This window comes from Methanobrevibacter boviskoreani JH1 (assembly GCF_000320505.1).
Taxonomy (GTDB): Archaea; Methanobacteriota; Methanobacteria; order Methanobacteriales; family Methanobacteriaceae; genus Methanarmilla; species Methanarmilla boviskoreani.
In genome coordinates this window covers 17,115-36,879 of sequence record NZ_BAGX02000037.1, presented here as the reverse complement: position 1 = coordinate 36,879, position 19,765 = coordinate 17,115, and the positions used below count along the sequence as shown (strand labels likewise).

The window sequence follows — 19,765 nt, the reverse complement described above, 5'->3', positions numbered from 1 at the left end:
AGTATACACAATCAATTGTTCTAACAATCAATACACCACATCTACTAAACCAACATCACACCTAACACAAAGCATTAGGTACTCACTAAAAAATATATTTTGCCATATGTGGAAAAATAGTTTTCATAGTCATCATGTGATTATACATAGACTTAAACTAACGCCATAATACACATAGCACATACTATACCGAAAGGTTCTAGACTTACAAAAATAAATTGAAAATATTGCATATAATATTTAAAATTAATATTAAATAAAATTAAATAGCTATATAGAAATTTTATTGAAAATATAATATATTTTTTAAAAATAAATCTTTTTAATCATTAAAAAAATAAAATTTAATTAAAAAACTACAAATAATCTTTTAATTATTAAATAAAAAAATAATCATATCCATATCAAATAAAAATAGCTTTATACATAAAATAAATATAAAACATAAATTAAAACTTATTTGTTTTAACTAACAAATTATATAAATCATTATTTAATAAAATAAAGAGTTATTTGTTAAAATTTAAAAAAGATAAAAAAATGTATTACAAAATTATAAAAAAATGATAATAAATATTATTCAAAAAAATCAGAAGAATTAATGAAAAATAGAGCCAATGTTAAAAAAATATTAAAAAAATATTAATTTCATTCAAAAAACATAATATTTTTGAAGATATGGTAATATTTAAAAGTTTTAAGAAAAATTAGGTTTTTTTCAAAAGAATAAATAGCAAACTTTAAATATAAAATAGATACAAAAATGATAAAACCTTTAATTTTAAAATAAATCATAAACCCTTTAATATTTATAGAAAAAAATAGATTAAATTCAATTAAGCCAATTAAAGATTAATAAAATAAAGTTACATTAAAAAAAATCCATAAAAAATAAATTATAAAAACTATAAAATCGTTTTAAATTTAAGTAAAAGAAATTTTATTTGATTTAAATTAATTTATTTTATAAAAAAAATATTTAAAATTAATATTAACTATATTACTATTAAAAAAAGCGATTTATATAAAAAATAGAATAAATCCAAAAAATAAGTGGTTTTAAGGCTAAAATTAAAAAAAGAAAAAAAGAAAGTTTTAAAATGCTAAGGATAATCTTATCTATTAACTTTAACAGTATTAGTCAAACTACTTGATTGGAAGTTTCTAGCATCAACTATTGAAATATTAGTAGAGTAATATTTTGGTGAAAGATTGATCTTCAATTTAGCATAACCATTGGAATCAGTTACTTTATAATAGGTTTTACCACTAATCTTTATTGCAACCTTAACTTGAGAAATAGGTTTATTGTTCCTATCTAAAATTCTCACGTTAAGATAATTTCCTTTTTTAATATTAGTACCAATAAGATTTATTTTAGCAGGCATCTTTTTAACTGTAACTGTACTTGTTATAGTCCGAGCATTATAAGATTTAGAAGGAAGATAAATTTTAAAGGCATATTTTCCTACATTAAGATTAATGTTTAAACTAGCAAATCCATTAGAATCAGTGATTCTATAATATTTCTTACCACTAATTTCAAAAGTAATATTTACATTTGAAGCGGGATTACCATCCTGATCTAATAAACGTACTTGTAATTTTGAACCATCCTTATAATACATTACTAAATTATTAGATACATTTTCAAAGATAATATCTCTTTTATTTACAACAACATTATTTGATGCTGAGATAAATTCAAAATAACCATCATTAACAAATGTATTCACAGTATAATTACCTACATTTAAATTAATAGCCAAACTTGCATAACCGTCATCATCTGTAGTTCTAGTATAATTTTTACCACAGACCTCAAAGACAACACCTAAATTAGATAAGGGATTACCTTCATTATCTAAGAAAGTAGCTCCAAATCTGGAACCATCTTTATATGACATTACAAGATCAGATTCATTAATTGCAACTTTACCTTTTAAAACCATTAGACTAAAATTAACTGGATTTGCATAGTAATTACTATTATTAATATATACAGTTCCAACATAATTACCTGGAGTATTATTAAGATTTAATAAAGCAGTGCCATTTTCATTACTTACAACAATATAATTTGTACCATTAATAGTAAGATATATATTTTCACCAGATACAGGTTTTCCATCCTTATCTGTTAAAGTAATGATTAAACTAGAAGAGTCTTTATAATATTTAACTAAATCAGAAACCTCAAGATTAACTGGATTTACTAATACTTCAATTGTAACATTTACAGGATTATCATAATAGTAATAAGTTGACTGATTATCCAAGTATATTAATGCATTATAACTACCGATTTTATCTGTAATATTTAAAACAGCAATTCCATATTCATTAGTTATAAGAGTATAATGATTAGAACTAATATTAACTAATACTTCCTGACTAGTAACAGGAGTGCCATTCTCATAAGTTAAACTAATTATAAGATTACTATCATCTCCATAATATTTAACAACTGAACTAGCATTTATATTAATTTTAGGCCTAATAGATACAGTAACATTCTTAATACTGGGACTGTAATCAAGATTACCGTTAAATCTAATATTTACAGAATAAATTCCAGGATTTTGATTTAAATCAAAATAAACATAACCATTGGAATCAGTTAACCTGTAATAATTTATATCATCCATGGAAATATCAACATAATTATTTGCAAGTGGCCGATTATTCTCATCTAAAACTTGAATGGCTAATTTTGTACCATCATTATAGTTCATTAGAACATCATTGGCAATGACAGTGGATTTAAGATTTCCAACTGTAAATGCTTTAATACATGCTGTTTGACCTGAATAATAATGGCCGTCTGTAGAACTATCACCACTATTGACATAAGTTGATAAATCAACCCAATTAGAGCCATCAAAACTAAAGTATGAAACATTTTCCTTAAGGTTTACTCTTACAGTAGAATTTTCAATAATAGGAAAGTTAACATTTCCACTTCCAGATAGTTTAATTCTTATTGTAAAATTGTCCCCTTCATGAAGCATTACAGGATTATCTAAGTGAATAGTTGAATATCCTGGAACAGAAACAGTACCTGATTGACTGGAAACTGTTTGATTATTAACTAATACATAAACTTCATAGTTAGTGTCTGCATTTTCAAAGTATGTGGAAAATGCTGCTAATGTATCATTACCTACAGCCTTGAATATATTCTCATACCAGATTGAAGATCTTGAAGTTACAAACCAGTCTGTATAACCACTCATATCATATTGATAGATCTTATTATATCTAGCTGTATCATTTAAGATAAATACATAGGTATCCTGAGTTCCTACTCTGGCAAATGCAGTATCATAATATGAAACATAGAAGTAACCGTCATCTCCCCAGGATTCACCCCAACTATTTTTAACTATCCATGCACCATTACCAGCAGGATGGGAATAATATCCGAAATTACTTGCAGAATAATTGTCATCCCAACCAACAATAGAAACTGCATGGTTAGAGCCTGGAGTACCTGAGTAATAATATGAATTACCAGTTAAATAATAGGAACTATAATACATTGAAGTTGAAACTACACCATAATTTACAATAGCACTTTTAATCTTATCATTATCCAAATAGTTTTCTCTTGCAGGAATAAAGTATACATTTTGAACATGGACTAAACTTGAATTTAATGCTGCAGAAATACCACTGTAATCATCATAAGGATCTAAATCCTCAGATATTGGACCTAACCAACTTACAAGGTATCCGATAGCCATATTATCTATTCCACCATCATTTGGTGTAACTTTAATTCCATAATATATCCATCCATAATCAGAATAATAAGCCATAAGATTTTTCATATTTTCCTCAGAAAAATCATAAGTTTGACCATTAGCTTTAAGAATATTTGATTCTAAAGCAGATAATATTGCAAATGCCCAACAATTTCCACCATAAGCCTGATCTTTAATAGGAGTTACATAACCATAATCCCTTAAATCAAATTTTGATGGTAATGAACCATTTATTGTAGTATTATCCATTACAATTATAGTATAATTCTGATTACCATAATACATAGGAACTTCAGTAATATTATAGATAGTATTGTTTACTAATGCATAATTATCTTCAAATTCATTATTAGAACTAATAAATTCCTTGACTATACATGCATATATTGCGCCACCATAGTAAGTCGCATTATTATTCTTGAATTTTGAATTTTTAATTGATGCAGTAGTATTATCTATAGATATAGCACCACCATTTAATGCAGTATTATAAAAGAATCTACAATTTGTAACATCTATAGGACCATACATATCGTAAATAGCTCCACCATAATATTTAGCAGAGTTATTTGTGAAGTTTGAATTAGAAATATTAAGATTACCTTCAAGTTGACAAATTGTACCAAAAGTTGAGCTACAATTTGTAAAACTAGTTTGATCAATGACAATATTAGAACATGTGGAGTAAATAGCAGCACCAGCATCACCGGTACTTACTACATTATTAAATTGAGAATTGGAAATTTTTAAATTTGAGGCATTTATTGCAATTGCTCCTCCAAAGTTGGAAGAGGAGATATTAATAAATGTTGAATTTACAATCTCAAGATTTCCTAATGTTTGGTAAATAGCTCCACCATATTCTGAGCCTAATGAAAGGAAAGTAGAATTGTATATACCTACATCACCAATGGAATAGATTACCCCACCAAAATTGTTATCACTATAATCTGTAGTATTTGCAAAAAGAACATTATATGCAAAGAATTCACCACGATTATAGAAATTTACATTAGATACAGTTAAATTTACAAGTTTTAAATAATTATCTGATCTAACAGTATTACCTGAAAACTTTAAGATTGTATCCAAAGTAGCTGAACCAACTATTTTTGTAGGAGATGTTAAGTAAAAATTACCTGAAATAACATAATTACCATTTGTAATAATAGCTAAGTTTCCATTAATTCTAGTACTGGTTATTGTTTTATATGGACTGTTAATAGTTCCATCACCAGTATCATCCAAAACATTTGAATCAAAGTATACTGTTTTTGAATATTGACTATCTGAATCGTTATCAGTTACTCCCAAATCATCTGAAATATTTCGAGATTGATCAAGAATATCCTCCGAATTATTAGTAGAACCAGAAACAGAAAGATTAGTCTCAGAATTATCACTAATTTGAGAATCTACAGTAGAATTATCATTAATATCCCCTGCAGAAACTGCTGAAACAGATATAATCATTATTGAAAAAAACAATAATAAAAGATAAATCTTATTTCTTTGAATTTTCATATAAAATCAACTTTTAATTGTATATAATAAAAAATAATATTTTAATTAACTGAATAACTTTGATAAAAATCTTTATACAGAATATAAAAACTAATTAAAAAATTATACAAATTAAATTCTTAAAATATTAATTTCTATATAAATAAATTAAAAAAACATTATATAAATACATATCGATTTTATTTTACGAGAAAGAAATTAAAAATTTAATAATTTAAAAAAACTAGTTAATTATAGTTAGAATCTATTAAAAAAGATTAAATACCTAAAAAAACCCGAAAAAATAAAATTAAATCATTAGTAGAATAAAATATAATAGAAATTAATACATATTCAAATTATCGAATGTTAAAAAATACATAAGTTTAAAACAAATAATTTTCTTAATTCAATAGATTATTGAAATTGAAACCATTAAAATTTAATAATAATACAGTTTTTGGACAATTAATTTTAAAATCAATTTTAAAACCATTTAATATATAAATAGAGAGAATTTTCATATTAAATCAAAAATTTAAGAGAAATACCCTATTTTTACTTTTTAAAATCTTATAACGTTTAAAAAAAATAATAAAGTCAAATAGGAAATCGAATACTTAATCAATAAAAATATTAATTATCATATAATAATATATATTAAAAAAAGGAGTTATCTTATAATCATTAAAGGTGAAAAAATAAATGAATATTATAACGGCAAGAATTCCACTAACTGCTGTTGCGATTATTTGTGGTTTAGTTTCTTTAATATTAACCAGATGGATGATGCCGCATTTAATTAAAAGACTTAAAAAAGCTAATATTGTAGGTAAAGACATACATAAAAGTACGAAACCTTTAGTTGCAGAGATGGGTGGACTTGGAATATTATTTGGTTTTATTTTAGGTATTTTTGTAGGAATTTTATTACATCCGGATTTAACATTTGAATTATCTGTTGTTCTAGTTGTTATACTTCTCGTTGGTATGATCGGAATGGTGGACGATATTCTAGCATTAAAATCTATGGAAAAATTAGTACTGTTATTTTTAGCAGGCCTACCACTTATTTGGATTGCACCTCCAGGAGTTGGAATTTTATATCTCATTGCAATACCTATTATTGTATCTATAGCAAGTAACCTTACAAATATGCTTGCCGGATTAAATGGAATGGAGTCTGGTCTTGGTATTATATCCATGACCTCACTTACAATAGCATGTATAATTCTTGGAAAATACGACGTAACTATCTTAAGTATGAGTTTACTTGGAGCTCTTATAGCATTCTTACACTTCAATAAACCACCTGCAAAAGTATTTCCAGGAGATACTGGAACCCTCATTATTGGTGCAACAATAGCTGCCATTGCATTAATTGGAAGAATAAAACTTGTAGCATTCATTATTATGTTACCAAATATTATTGACGCATGTCTTAAATTTTACAGTGCAGGATTCATGAATAGATCCGAACAAAAACCAACCCAGATAAATGAAAATGAGGAATTGGTAAGACCTAAAAAAGGATTCAAATCATTGATTAGATTAGTTTTAAAACGTCCTATTAAAGAGGAAACTGCTGTTAAAATGATATGGGGTATTGGTATAATATTTGGTATAATCGGAATTTTAGTAGCGATATATATGCCTATAATGACAGGAAACGAATCATTAGAACATATATTAATATTAAAAGATCATTTATATTATATATAAATTATCTTGATTTTTATTTACTAAAATTTAATGATTTATTTTTTTTAAATGAATCAAATATAAACCCTATTTTTAAAATAAAAAGATTAATTTTATTTTTTAATAAATTAAATATAAAATAATTCAATCTATTCTTCTATAAAAAACATAAAAAGATTAAAAAAAACCCTATTTAATCTAAATGAATTAAATATAATAATCCAATCCATTTATTAAAAAAACCTAAATAAAAAGAATATGAAAAAATACTTATTTTTAACAATCAATTTACCATATTATAAAAAAGCTCGAAATTAAACCCATATTACATCCTTAGTTAGAAAACAATAATTATCAGAGTAACAGGTATCATAACTAGGAGCGCTAGTATAATTCAAGGTATTGAATGTATATATTATAGAGCGTCTTATACGTGTATTGATTTTTTGAGATAATCTTGATTTTTCCTCGTTAGTTAAATCAGTATTTGACAATGCAGTTACCTGAATATCTATTTCAGGTCTTTGTAACTGAGGATTGAAACCATTATACGAATAGCTGATATTTACTATTTGAATGTATTTTGTATGAGTTAGTTTTTTATCCGAGTAAACCGTATAATACTCATTATTAGTATAGACAGCCATACCATCAACTAATGCCCCTTCATTAGCTCCACTTTTTGCTGCTTCCATAGCTACATTAATTTCATTCTCATTTATTATAATGGAATAAGTAGAGAATATGACAATCATAGAAATAACTAAAATAAAAACATATTCCACAGATAATTGTCCATATGAATCTGAGAATCTAGGATTTAAGTTTTCTAAATCTAACATAGGTACTGTTTCCCTCTTCAACATTAGTTAAAAGATAAGTAGATCCAGAGTCTAGTCTAAAACTATATGCGGTTGTTCCAGTGAAAGTTTTAATATTTACTGGAATAATTATTGATTCCAGAGAATTGAATTTATCATATAATATTAAATGATTATTATATACCTGTACAGTGTAAGGATATCCCTGAACATCCCCCTTTAAACTTATTTTCCTTGAATAACCTACCTTATTTAAACTTACAGAATTAATAGAATCCGATAAAGAATCCAATATCAAACGTTCCTCAAGATTCTGCTCTTCAGAATTAATATTTCCCAAATTCGAATATGCAAATGACAATAAAACTGCAGTAATAAGTATTAAAACTGCATATGAAAATAGAAAATCAATAGAAATTACGCCAATATTATCTGAAAACAATCTAAATTTCATAAATATTAGTAATTGAATATAATATAAATCTTTTTTAAAATCTGATTTAAAAATTTTACAAGATTTAAAACAGTTCACTGAAAATAAATAACTGATTAAAGAAAAAGAAATAAATTCAAGTTAAATAAAAATTTAAACTAAAATATTTTTACAATGAAAAAAAATAGAAAGATAAAATCTTTAAAAGAATTTTACAAGACTTCTTTAACTTTATCCCATAAAATTTCAATTAATATATCATCGGAACCGATTGGGTCTGGATATAATATTTCCCCATCAAATTCGACCTTCTCATCACCATGACCATGACTGTGAGAATGTGAATGTGAATGACTGTGACCTTCACCATCATGATGGTGATGGTGGTGATGTTCTGATTCGTCACCATCAATTAAGGACAATATTGTAGGAATATCCCTTGTTGTGTGAACACCTGGAGCAATAAAAACCGGAACAACTACAAGCCTGTCAATATCATTATTTTTAGTTAAATTATTAATGGAACTAGGAATATTCGGTTCTACAAGCTCCATGAAACCAAAATCACAAGGATATTCTGTTTGTTCTTTAAATTGATTAAATAAATTTGATATAAATTCATAATTATAATTTAATCTACTACCATGAGAGACAAGTAAAACACCTGTTTTTGAATCATCATCTAACTTTGACTCTTTAAGTCCACTAGAAATACGATTGTTTATAATCTTCAATAACTTAGGATTAGGTCCAATTGCATCAAGCAATTCTAAATCTCCATCAAAGTCAATATCTTCAAGTCCATAAAGATAATGTCCTTTAGGATAATTACCATCAGGTTGTCTAGGATCTACCTCTTTAGGATTTAAACCTAAAATTGTTGGAATATCAATATTAGTATGAATTCCATTAGCTAAAAATACAGGAATAGCTATTATACGTTTAAGACCAGGATTACGTTCTTTTAAATTACTTACTGCCTCTTTTAATGTAGGATGTGAAACCTTCATATACCCTACCTCTGCATCTAATTTAGATAGAGATTTGAATTTCTCACAAATTTCATTAAAAACTTCTTCCCCATAAGGGAGACTACTTCCATGACTTATTAATAAAACAGCAACATTACTTTCATCACTCATAATACCACAAAAATCTTTAATCATCCATATTACACTTTATTCCAATTAAAAAAAACCGAGGTTAATTCTTAAACATCCAAGGAATAATAGAACATCTTATCTATTCCAGAGCAATTGAAAAAAAATTAATATGAAATGAAAAGTAATAAAATTATAATAAAAATTATTAAATAATATAATTATACTATTAAATTAGATTATAATAGTTAATAAAGTTTATTATATTATTTTAGATATAGAAACCTAAAAGTATTACTAAAACTAAAAAAATAAGGGAAAAAATAATAAAAAAATGAAAATTAAAAAGAATTTTAATCAAAAAAGCTTTATAAAAATTAAAAAAATTAGGTATAAAAAAAATAATCATAAGGAAAATAAGTAAAAATAAGGAAGTAAATTTAAAACATAAAGTCATGAGAAAATCAAAGAAAAATAGATAATTGAAAGATAAAATTATAGCCATATAATAATTAATAACTTAAAATAAAAAGGACAAACAAACATTTAGAAAAAAAATAGAGATAAAATAGAATATTAAAGGATAATGCTTAAAAATTATAAAGCATCTTCAATTCTATCATTAATAATATCTAAGATTCTCTCATCAAATCCTAACGGATCTGTTAAAACAATTTCACCATCAAAATCTACCTTTTCTATATCATGGTGGTGATGGTGATGATGCTCATCCTCATCAGAATGATGGTGATGGTGATGTTCATCCCCCTCATCAGAATCATTTAAACCTAATATTTTTGGAATATCCCTCTTAGTATGTACTCCATTTGCAACAAAAACAGGAACAACAATTATCTTATCCAAATCCCCTTTTGCTTTTAAATTTTCAAATGCCTCAGGAATACTTGGTTTTCTAATCTCCATAAATCCAACTTCAACATTAGCATCAGGATTGTTTTTTAAATAAAAATCTTTATAGTTGTTTATAACTCTTTCCCCATCATCCAATCTACTTCCATGAGAAAGAAGTAAGATTCCAGTTTTATTATCACTCATTATATCACTTATGAATTTATTGTTTCTATATAGTTAACTAATATTCTCAAAATCAGATAAACTAAATAAAAAATTTATTAATTATTTAATCAATTGAATTTTAATAGGTTTATATTATTCTTTAATCTTTATTAAATTTTTCCTTAATTAAATTTAATTTAAATAAAGAATATGTAAAATAAAAAAATATTAAAAGCCATTAAAAAGTAACATCAATCTAAAATTAGAATAATAAAAGACAATACAAATCAAAACCACAAAAACAAATATTAACTAGTCCAAATTAGAATAATAAAAAATAATACAAATTAAAATCAGATAACAAGAATTATTAATGAATAAAATTAAAAAAATAATAAAAATAATGATTCTTATAAAAATAGATTATAATCAAATAAATTAAAACAATAAAACTCTTAAAATATTAAAAAATATGGAAATTTGGAAAATAGAGATAAAAAAATGAATTTAATAAATAAATAACTATTTTGATTTACTAAACTCCCTAGATATTCCATTATTATTAATTAATGAGAAATCTTTATCTGCAATTTTATAGTTTAATAATAAAGATGAATTAATAACAACAATTACAGAACCGATATTGTGAATTAAAGCACCTGCAACAGGACCTATTAATCCGAACATTGCTAGAAACATAGCTGTGAAGTTAATGGCTAATGATAAAAAGATGTTAACATTGATCTTCTCCATTGTTTTTTTAGAAACATCGAAAAGATGTGGAATATATCTGATATCATCACTTACAAAAGTAATATCAGATGCCTCAATGGTTATATCACTACCAACACCACCCATTGCAATACCAACATCTGCCTTTTTAAGTGCAGGTCCATCATTAATACCGTCACCTACCATTGCAATCATTTTATTAGACTTTTGATAGGAAGTAATTGTGTTGATCTTATCCTCAGGCATGCAGTTTGCCTTAAAGTCATGAAGATCAAGTTGGGATGCAATATAGTTTGCAGTTTTTTCATTGTCTCCTGTAAGCATTAATGAGTTAATGTTTTCTCCATTTAACTGGGATATAACAATCTTGGAATCCTCCCTTAAAACATCCAATAAAACAATGGAGCCTAGAAACCGATTTTCACTTGATGCATATATGATAGTTGAGCCATTTTCCTCAAACTTACTTATTTGACTGTTTTCAGAAACAGAAACATGATTTGAAATAAATTCTTTTTTACCAACAAATATTTCCACATCCTCATTGTCCTTATCAATTCTAGCTTCAACACCTTCACTTAAAACCATTTTAAAGTCTTTAGTTTTTAAATAATCTTTGTTAAAATCCTCTTCGAATTTATTGATTATTGCTTTTGCAAGTGGATGCTCTGAGTTTTTCTCAACAGATGCCACCAACTGAATAAATTCCTCCTGTGAGATATCATCTTCAGGTATAATATTAACAACCTTAGGCTTTCCATAGGTTAGGGTTCCTGTTTTATCAAATGCAATATCTTTAACCTTTGATAATTTTTCAATCGTTTCACCATTTCTTACAAGAATACCAAACTTCGTAAGATTTCCGCTTGCACCTACAATTGCAGTTGGGGTTGCAAGAACCAGACCACATGGACAGAATACAACAAGTATTGTTACAGCACGAATAACCTCACCTGTTATAAACCAGGTGGAAATAGCCAATACAAATGCAATTACCACAATCCAGGTAGCCCATTTATCGGCCTGTCTTACAACATGGGCATTTTCAGGTTTAGCCTCTTCAATAAGATTAATAAGTTTTTGAATAGAACTGTCCTTTCCTTCCTTGGTAGCCTCCATATAAAAACTACCATAGGTATTTATTGTTCCACTATAAACCGGAGAATTAACCTTTTTATCCTTTGCAATACTTTCACCAGTTAATGCAGATTCATCTACAGAACTGTGACCTTCAATGATCCTTCCGTCTACAGGTATCTGTTCACCAGGTAACACCTTAATTATATCTTTGACTTTAACCACTTCAGTATCTGTAAGTACTTCCCTCTCAGTGGTTTTAGAATAATCCAATATAATTCTGGCATTCAAGGGATTCAAATCGTATATCTCTTCAATTCCCTTTTCTGTTTTATTGACAGTATACTCTTCTAAAAATCCGCCGATAGCCATAATTACAGAAATTACCCCTGCAGCAAATACTTCACCAATAAGTATTGAAGAGATTATACCCATTGATACAAGAACATCTGCCTTAATATCATGATCTATAATTAATCCCAAGATTGCATCTTTTATTATAGGCAATCCGCACAGTAATATTGCAATCCAAGATAGATTTATAAAATAAAAATTAAATTCAAAATAACCTAATATTAATGATAAAATTGAAATAACGATGAATAACCCATTTCTTTTATATTCATCTATTATTAATTCTTTAAGTTCCATTTTAATCACTGCAAACATTAATACATCTAAGATTAACCAGCATATTTAGATTCAAGTAAATTTTATAAAAACATAAATTTATTAAAGTAAAATTTAATTAAAATAAATTAAACTTAATATATTGGCCCAAATTAGATATAAAATTTTAAAATATTATTAAATCAAAAATTATTAAAATTAAAGTGTTTTTAATTAAAATCAAAAACAATTAATCCTACAAATTTAATTAAATCATATAATAATAGTTTAATCTAATATATAAAGTTTATTTGAATTATGATGAAAATTATTAAAGTTAAATTGATAAAATAATGGAAAAATAACATGGATGATTTAATTAATAAAAATAGAAACATGAATTAAACATTTTAAAAACAAAGCAGAGTTATAGATTAAAAGAAAAAATTGAAGATAAAAATGGAAAAAAATAAAATTAAAGAATAATAAGAGTAATACTCCTATAAAAAAAGTATTTAATAAAAAAAATAATTAAAAAGGGAAAATATTAATGTCTGAATTCATGTTTGAAGTTTTTATCATATAATTTAGAAGGATTAAAATCAGTATCTCCTAAAGCATCACCAACAATTATCATAGCGGTTTTCGTAATATTTGCATCTTTAACTTTAGATACTATATCCTTAAGGGTACCTCTGATAATTTCCTGATCTGGCCAAGTTGCCTTTTTAACAACTGCAATTGGGGTATCCTCCTCATAACCAACTAATAATTCCTCAACCACTTTATCAATCATTCCCACTCCTAAAAAGATACACATTGTAGCATGATGTTTTGATAGGCTAGCTAAACTTTCACCTTTCGGTTTAGGTGTTCTACCCTCAGGACGGGTAATAATGACAGTTTGAGAAATTTCAGGTAATGTTAACTCTGCCTCAAGTGCTGCCGCACTACCAAATACAGAGCTTACACCAGGAATAATCTCATAGTCAATGTCCAATTTTTTGAGTTCCCTGATTTGTTCTGCAATAGCACCGTAAATTGATGGATCACCAGTGTGAACTCTTGCAACTAATTTACCTTCACCACATGCATTTTTAATAGCTTCGGTAGTTTCATTTAAATCCATAGATGCGCTATTATAAATTTTGGCATTGTTTTCATTATATTCCAAGATTTTAGGATTAACAAGTGAACCTGCATAAATGATTACATCTGCCTTTTTTATAATTTTATATCCCTTAAGTGTTAAAAGTTCTACATCACCAGGACCTGCTCCTATAAAAACAACTTTACCATCCATAATTATCACATTAAATTTTTAGTATTTAATTTAATCAAACATATATTCGTTTATATCAATTTAAAAATTATCCATAAAATTCATTAAAGTTTAAGAGAATAATAATAATAATAATAATAATAATAATAATAATAATAATAATAATAATTTTAATCTTTAAATATTAAAATAGATTTAATCTGTATGTTGGATTAGAACTATTGTAGCACCATTAGGATCTTTACACATAGCCAAATATCCTACACTAATTTTAGTGGGACCTAAGAAGAATTCCACACCTTTAGATTTTAAATCTTCTATTTCTTTATTAATGTCCCCAACTTCCATACCTACAGAAAACAGTCCTGCCTCATCACCATTATCTATAAGCTCAATCATGGTTTCTCCCTCTGATTCCATTAATGTGATTTTATTATCATTTGGAAGATTAAAAACCTGATGAACATTGAATCCAAGAAGTTTATAGAATTCCACAGATTTATCCATATCATCTACAATTATAGTACTGTATCTAATTTTCATATTACCACCTCTTTAAATAGTTTAGTTAATATTGGAACGTCTTTCCGCATCATCGAAATCAGTTTCATAGATATGAGCACTAATACTGTGAATTGTAACAGAACCGATATCTGCTCCCACCTCATCTGCAACATACTGTGTAAGATAGCTAAGACCTACAGCATTTGCAAACCATGCACCATAAATATCATGGGATCTCCAAACACCAGTAGTATATAACTTATCATCCCTAATTTTAAAATCCACTAGAATTAAACATGGCACCTCATCATGAACTGTATCTAAATGAGGATCCCAAGTAACAGATGTAGCTCTACGTGATTCCCTGCAGTTTTTTAATCTGTCTATAGCAACCTGAATCTGATCTATACCTGTAAATCCTTCATCATCTTTCTCATCAGATAGATACTCCTCATGATTTCTAAGACGACTACCATAAGTATATACAAAACCAGGATTTTCACGACTTAAAAATTGATTTGCATAGGTTTTAATCCTATCCCCTGCCCAGAAATAACCTTCAGGAAATCGGATATTTTCAATTGAAGTATATTCTTTACCTAAACCAAAAAATCCTCCACTTTGAATACCTAAAGGATTTCTAATACGTGTTACAACATTTAACAATTCTTTGGTTTTACTTCCACGTTCATCATTAACAAAATGACCATTAGTATAAACCAGATTAACTAAATCTTCCCAGCAATCTGCTATCTCTTTATTGTCAACTTTATAAACCATAATATCCTAATCCCAATTTTAATAGTAATTTTAAAAAAAATGTCTTAATTATTATAGTATTTATTAAATCTTTTAAAAATAAGTTGTTATTTAAAAATTTATAAAAAAAATAGTTTAAAATGAATTATATTCCACAATAGGGACCTCCATTTATATAAAATCCAAGTCTTGATAGGAAATGTTCATAACCATTATAATCAAGTTCTTCAACATCTAAAAGATTATACAAACGGATATATTCCTTTTCAAGTAACTCATTGAATATTTCAAAGTCATAATCCTCAAGTAAATCTTCAACATCTGAGGGATAAACTTTAAAAATAATATCTGCATGCGATTTATCTAAAGAAACGTCAGTTAATCCATTAACTAAGGAAACATCAATATTATTTACACCTTTCGTTAAAAGAATCATAGAATCATCAAATCCTTCCAATAGAAATCCTATTCTTCCCCCTTCAATAATCCCATTAAACATGTGGAAAGATTTATCTACCCAATTTTGCCATTCATCTATATTAAAATAATCATCCATATTATCACAGATCTATTAAACTTACCTAAATATTATTATAATAGTTATTTATAAAAGTTCTTAAAAAAAACACCATTTTAAAGAATATATTATTTAACTATAAAAAATTTAAAGGAAAAAAACAAAATTATTTTTTAACATCAGATCTTGCAAGTGATGCAAAAATAGCAAAGATGCTTAATATAAAGGATATTGCAAATACAAATTTAAGACTCGTTATCAATGCAGGATATTTATCAGGCAATATCTGATTAGAACCTATGAATAATGAAAAGGCAAGTAAACATATTGCCATTCCAGATGTTTGACCAACAAGTCTCATTGTACTAACTGATGCAGATGCAACACTGTAGAATTTCCTTTCAACAGAAGACATAATAGCTGTTGTATTTGGTGCTGAGAATATACCTATACCAATACCTAGAATAGCCAAGGTTATAATGATATAAATAAGACTTGAATTAGCGTCAATTAAAGCAAGCATTATAGTTGAAAGTGAAATAATACACATACCTAAAGAGGATATTTTACCGGGATCATATTTATCAGATAGCCTACCAGATATTGGTGATATTATTAACATTAAAACCGTTTGAACACACATTATTAAACCTGCATTAGATGACGTATAACCTTTAATATATTGCAAATACAGGCTCAATAGAAATGTAACAGAATACATACTTGCAAAACTAATTAGTGTTGCCAGATTTGAAAATGCAAAACGCCTGTTATTAAAGAATAGTTTCATCTCCAGAATAGGATTATCAACCCTTAACTCAAGATAAATAAATACTAAAAGTAAAATTATACCTAAAACTAACAGTATTAATCCAATTGGTTCTGAAATGTTTGAAAATCCTAAAAGAATCAAAGCAAGCATTAACATATATAAAATTGAACCTTTATAATCAATAGAATCTTCTGTTGTCTCAGCCCACTCATAATCCTTAAGTTCAGTTATAACTAATAGCAGGGAAATTAAACCTACAACTACTGCAAATATAAAAATACTTCTCCAACCGAGAAAATGATTTAAGAACCCGCCTATCACAGGACCACATATGAGTCCAAGATAAACTGCAGAAACATTGATTCCTATTGCTTTACCCCTTTCATTTTTAGGAAACGCGGAAACAATCATAGCAAGAGAAGTAACAAATAACATAGAAGCCCCAAATCCTTGAATGCATCTAAATAGCAATATCAGATTTACAGAATTTGAAAATGCAGCTGCCAATGATGATAAAACAAATATAATCATACCATATTTAAAAATCTTTTTCATACCATAAATATCAGCTACCTTTGCAAATGGAACTGCAAACATGGCAGAAGTTAATAAAAAACTAGTTGTAATCCAACTTAAATTAATTGCATCGACTGATAAATCCTGAGCAATAGTTGGAAGAGCTATATTTACAGATGAAGTCATAAAAGGTACTAAAAAAGAAGCAAATGTAGCTGTAATAAGTACAATATTTTTATTAACCCTACTATTTTTCTCGCTCATTTAAACACCTAATAATAATATATTTAGCAAATATTATAATACTTTTGTAATACTTTTAAAAAAGAATAATAAAATCCAAAAGAGTTTTATCTATTAAAAAGGTTAAAAAATAATAAAAAGAAAAGATAATCAAAACAAAATAAAATAAGATAAAAACAAGTACAAAATAAAGAAAGATTTAAAAAATAAATAGTCTAAAAATCAATAGTATTATAAAAACGAATTTAAAATCATCAAATCGTAGACTAAAAATCAGTATTAATATAAAATGAATTAATTGTCAAACTCATTATTTAAATTACACATAAGCTCTAGTTTCCTAAATGCATTATCATGGGACAATTTACCAAGTCCACAATCAGGATCAAAGATTAAATTATCTTCCCCGAAAACATCTACAGCCTTGTGCATTAATTCACGGGTTCTATATTTATCATCAACCTGATCTATTGCAGAGTCTACACAGCCAAAACCAATGATTTTATCCTTAAATTTAGACTTATTATGTTTTATTGTAACAAAATTATCATGATTTCCTGCAAACTCAAAATCAAGCATATCAACGTTAAACTTCGCCAAATATTTATATGTGTCCTTAACACTACCACAGGAATGAACTGCAATTGGAATTTTAACTCCCTCTGTCATCATATCAATGGCCTCTTTGGCAACATCCAAATCCGCAATACCTGTGGACAAGATTGGTTCATCAATCTGGATATAAACTGCAGGGGTTTTCTTTTCAATAGCAAGTAACTCTTTATTAAAAGCCTTAGCATAATCTAAAACTGCATCATTTTTATTCTTATAGAATGACTCAATCATTGATGAGTAAACCATTGTTGACGGACCAGTTACAACTCCTTTAACAGCCTTATTTTTAAACTCTTCATCAGGAATGTTATGTAATCTCTTATACTCCCAAATCGCATCGCAGGCTGTGTTAATATCATTGATTGTAATATCTGTATGAGGAGGCAAGATTTTAGATTTAATTACAGTTGTCTTACCGTCAATCTTCATTCCAGGCATATATCTAGAGAAATAGTTAATCATATTCATCTCTCTTACACCACCATCTGCAACAATATCCACCCCTGCTTTAAGTTCATCAAATACTATATCCCTAATAGTTTTTTTATAAGGATCATATTGGCCAAGAATATTTTTTATCTTCTCAGAAAATGTTGATGGACTGTATAATTTATGTGGAAAGCTTCCAACAACAGTAGTTAGCATAATTCACCTCATTTATAAAGTTTTACAGTTATTACTTAATGAATTGATATCTTTTATACTTTAAATCTTTTCTAAAATACGATTATCAAACTAATTGGAAATAAAATTCTAATTAATGTTTGTAATCAATATTCTTCATTAAAATATCGTTAATTTCCTCATCTGAAACAGGAAGTTCAATAGCTGAAGTTCCATTACATGGTTTTGTATATGTTATACAAACTGTTTTTTTATCTGGATTAATTCCAACTGGTATTGGTGGAACTCCAATAATTCTAATACCTAAAACTTTATCTCCAGGATTTATATGGACAATTTCTTTTGAGTTATCTTCTACAGCTTTAGCACAATCTTTAAATCCAGATTGTGAAAGTAATATTTTATAATCTTCAGATTGTTGAAGATATGTATCTAAACAGAATGACATTTAACAACACCCCTTTTTTTAATTATCTTGTTTTAAATTTTTTAATGCTTTATTTAAGTTAACCTTAATAGGATTTGGATTATGATATGCTATACATGATACAACTTCCGCATCGGTATTCTCTGATACCATCTGAGTGTAATCTTCCACTAAAGATGCATCTCTTTGGAATACAAGAGCAATTGCTTTTTTATAATTCATGACAGAACAATATGTAATAAAGTAAGTTGCAGCAGAGTCCTTATGTACAAAACCTAATACTAAATCAAAGTCTTTCTCGCCTGCATCCTCTAAAAACCTATCAATGTTTACATTCTTGTGAGGATAACAGTTTTTAGGATCAGATACCTTTAAAAGTTTTGCAGCTGCAGGATTTGAAGAAACAGTTACTTCATATCCCATATCACTTAACTGACTAATTGCATAGATTGCCATAGGTGTTTGTGAAGGAACCTCAGGACAACCTAATAATAATAATGCTTTCATATTTAAACATCCCTTAAAATTTGATTATATTATTATTAATAATATATTTATACTATTTAAATTTTGATTTTTATTAAGTATAAAGATTTTTATAAAACAGATATTAATTTATTAAAAACTAAAAATAATCAAAAAACCCTAAAAAAAGCCAAAACAATCCAGAAACTAAAAAAAACATAAAAATTTATAATAGAACAAATATTAATTTATTAAAAACTAAAAATAATCAAAAAACCCTA

At 26.7% G+C, this 19,765-nt stretch carries 15 protein-coding genes; 1 reads left to right on the top strand and 14 read right to left on the bottom strand.

From position 1 onward, the window contains the following. Positions 1 to 1,115: 1,115 nt before the first annotated feature. On the bottom strand, positions 1,116 to 5,291 hold the full coding sequence (locus ON24_RS09050) for a C1 family peptidase (RefSeq protein WP_050553624.1): 4,176 nt from the start codon (positions 5,289 to 5,291) through the stop codon (positions 1,116 to 1,118). 684 nt (positions 5,292 to 5,975) lie between these two features. Here ON24_RS09050 and ON24_RS08795 point away from each other — a divergent pair. Beyond that, positions 5,976 to 6,992: an MraY family glycosyltransferase gene (locus ON24_RS08795; RefSeq protein ID WP_016358218.1), complete on the top strand. Its 1,017-nt coding sequence runs from the start codon at positions 5,976 to 5,978 to the stop codon at positions 6,990 to 6,992. A gap of 293 nt (positions 6,993 to 7,285) precedes the next feature. Here ON24_RS08795 and ON24_RS08790 read toward each other — a convergent pair whose 3' ends face one another. The 13 genes from ON24_RS08790 to ON24_RS08730 all read right to left on the bottom strand — a co-directional run bounded on the left by ON24_RS08790 (position 7,286) and on the right by ON24_RS08730 (position 19,526). Next, on the bottom strand, positions 7,286 to 7,813 hold the full coding sequence (locus ON24_RS08790; RefSeq protein WP_040682684.1) for a hypothetical protein: 528 nt from the start codon (positions 7,811 to 7,813) through the stop codon (positions 7,286 to 7,288). After that, a complete protein-coding gene (locus ON24_RS08785) occupies positions 7,785 to 8,246 on the bottom strand; it encodes a hypothetical protein (RefSeq protein WP_040682683.1) in 462 nt (153 codons plus the stop codon). Before ON24_RS08785 ends, ON24_RS08790 begins: the two co-directional genes overlap by 29 nt. A gap of 191 nt (positions 8,247 to 8,437) precedes the next feature. Continuing rightward, positions 8,438 to 9,367, bottom strand: a complete 930-nt coding sequence (gene cfbA, locus ON24_RS08780) for a sirohydrochlorin nickelochelatase (RefSeq protein WP_040682682.1) — start codon at positions 9,365 to 9,367, stop codon at positions 8,438 to 8,440. Positions 9,368 to 9,922: 555 nt separating this feature from the next. Beyond that, the gene (gene cfbA / locus ON24_RS08775) at positions 9,923 to 10,384 is read right to left on the bottom strand and encodes a sirohydrochlorin nickelochelatase (protein ID WP_040682681.1); all 462 of its coding nucleotides are present in this window, start codon (positions 10,382 to 10,384) and stop codon (positions 9,923 to 9,925) included. A gap of 480 nt (positions 10,385 to 10,864) precedes the next feature. Next, positions 10,865 to 12,802, bottom strand: coding sequence for a heavy metal translocating P-type ATPase (locus ON24_RS08770; protein ID WP_236254938.1), 1,938 nt, complete (start codon positions 12,800 to 12,802; stop codon positions 10,865 to 10,867). 505 nt (positions 12,803 to 13,307) lie between these two features. Next, positions 13,308 to 14,063 (bottom strand): precorrin-4 C(11)-methyltransferase, encoded by a 756-nt coding sequence (gene cobM / locus ON24_RS08765; protein WP_040682679.1) that lies wholly within the window; start codon positions 14,061 to 14,063, stop codon positions 13,308 to 13,310. 174 nt (positions 14,064 to 14,237) lie between these two features. Continuing rightward, a complete protein-coding gene (locus ON24_RS08760; protein ID WP_040682678.1) occupies positions 14,238 to 14,585 on the bottom strand; it encodes a VOC family protein in 348 nt (115 codons plus the stop codon). Between the two features lie 21 nt (positions 14,586 to 14,606). Beyond that, positions 14,607 to 15,326, bottom strand: coding sequence for a thymidylate synthase (locus ON24_RS08755; protein WP_040682677.1), 720 nt, complete (start codon positions 15,324 to 15,326; stop codon positions 14,607 to 14,609). A 124-nt stretch (positions 15,327 to 15,450) separates the two neighbouring features. After that, a complete protein-coding gene (locus ON24_RS08750; protein ID WP_040682676.1) occupies positions 15,451 to 15,861 on the bottom strand; it encodes a hypothetical protein in 411 nt (136 codons plus the stop codon). Positions 15,862 to 15,988: 127 nt separating this feature from the next. Further along, positions 15,989 to 17,374, bottom strand: coding sequence for an MFS transporter (locus ON24_RS08745; protein WP_040682675.1), 1,386 nt, complete (start codon positions 17,372 to 17,374; stop codon positions 15,989 to 15,991). Positions 17,375 to 17,647: 273 nt separating this feature from the next. Continuing rightward, on the bottom strand, positions 17,648 to 18,613 hold the full coding sequence (locus ON24_RS08740) for a methionine synthase (RefSeq protein ID WP_040682674.1): 966 nt from the start codon (positions 18,611 to 18,613) through the stop codon (positions 17,648 to 17,650). 112 nt (positions 18,614 to 18,725) lie between these two features. Continuing rightward, a complete protein-coding gene (locus tag ON24_RS08735; RefSeq protein WP_016358205.1) occupies positions 18,726 to 19,040 on the bottom strand; it encodes a DUF1894 domain-containing protein in 315 nt (104 codons plus the stop codon). Between the two features lie 18 nt (positions 19,041 to 19,058). Further along, entirely contained in the window at positions 19,059 to 19,526 is a 468-nt protein-coding gene (locus ON24_RS08730) for a DUF1890 domain-containing protein (protein ID WP_040682673.1), read from the bottom strand. Positions 19,527 to 19,765: the final 239 nt, after the last annotated feature.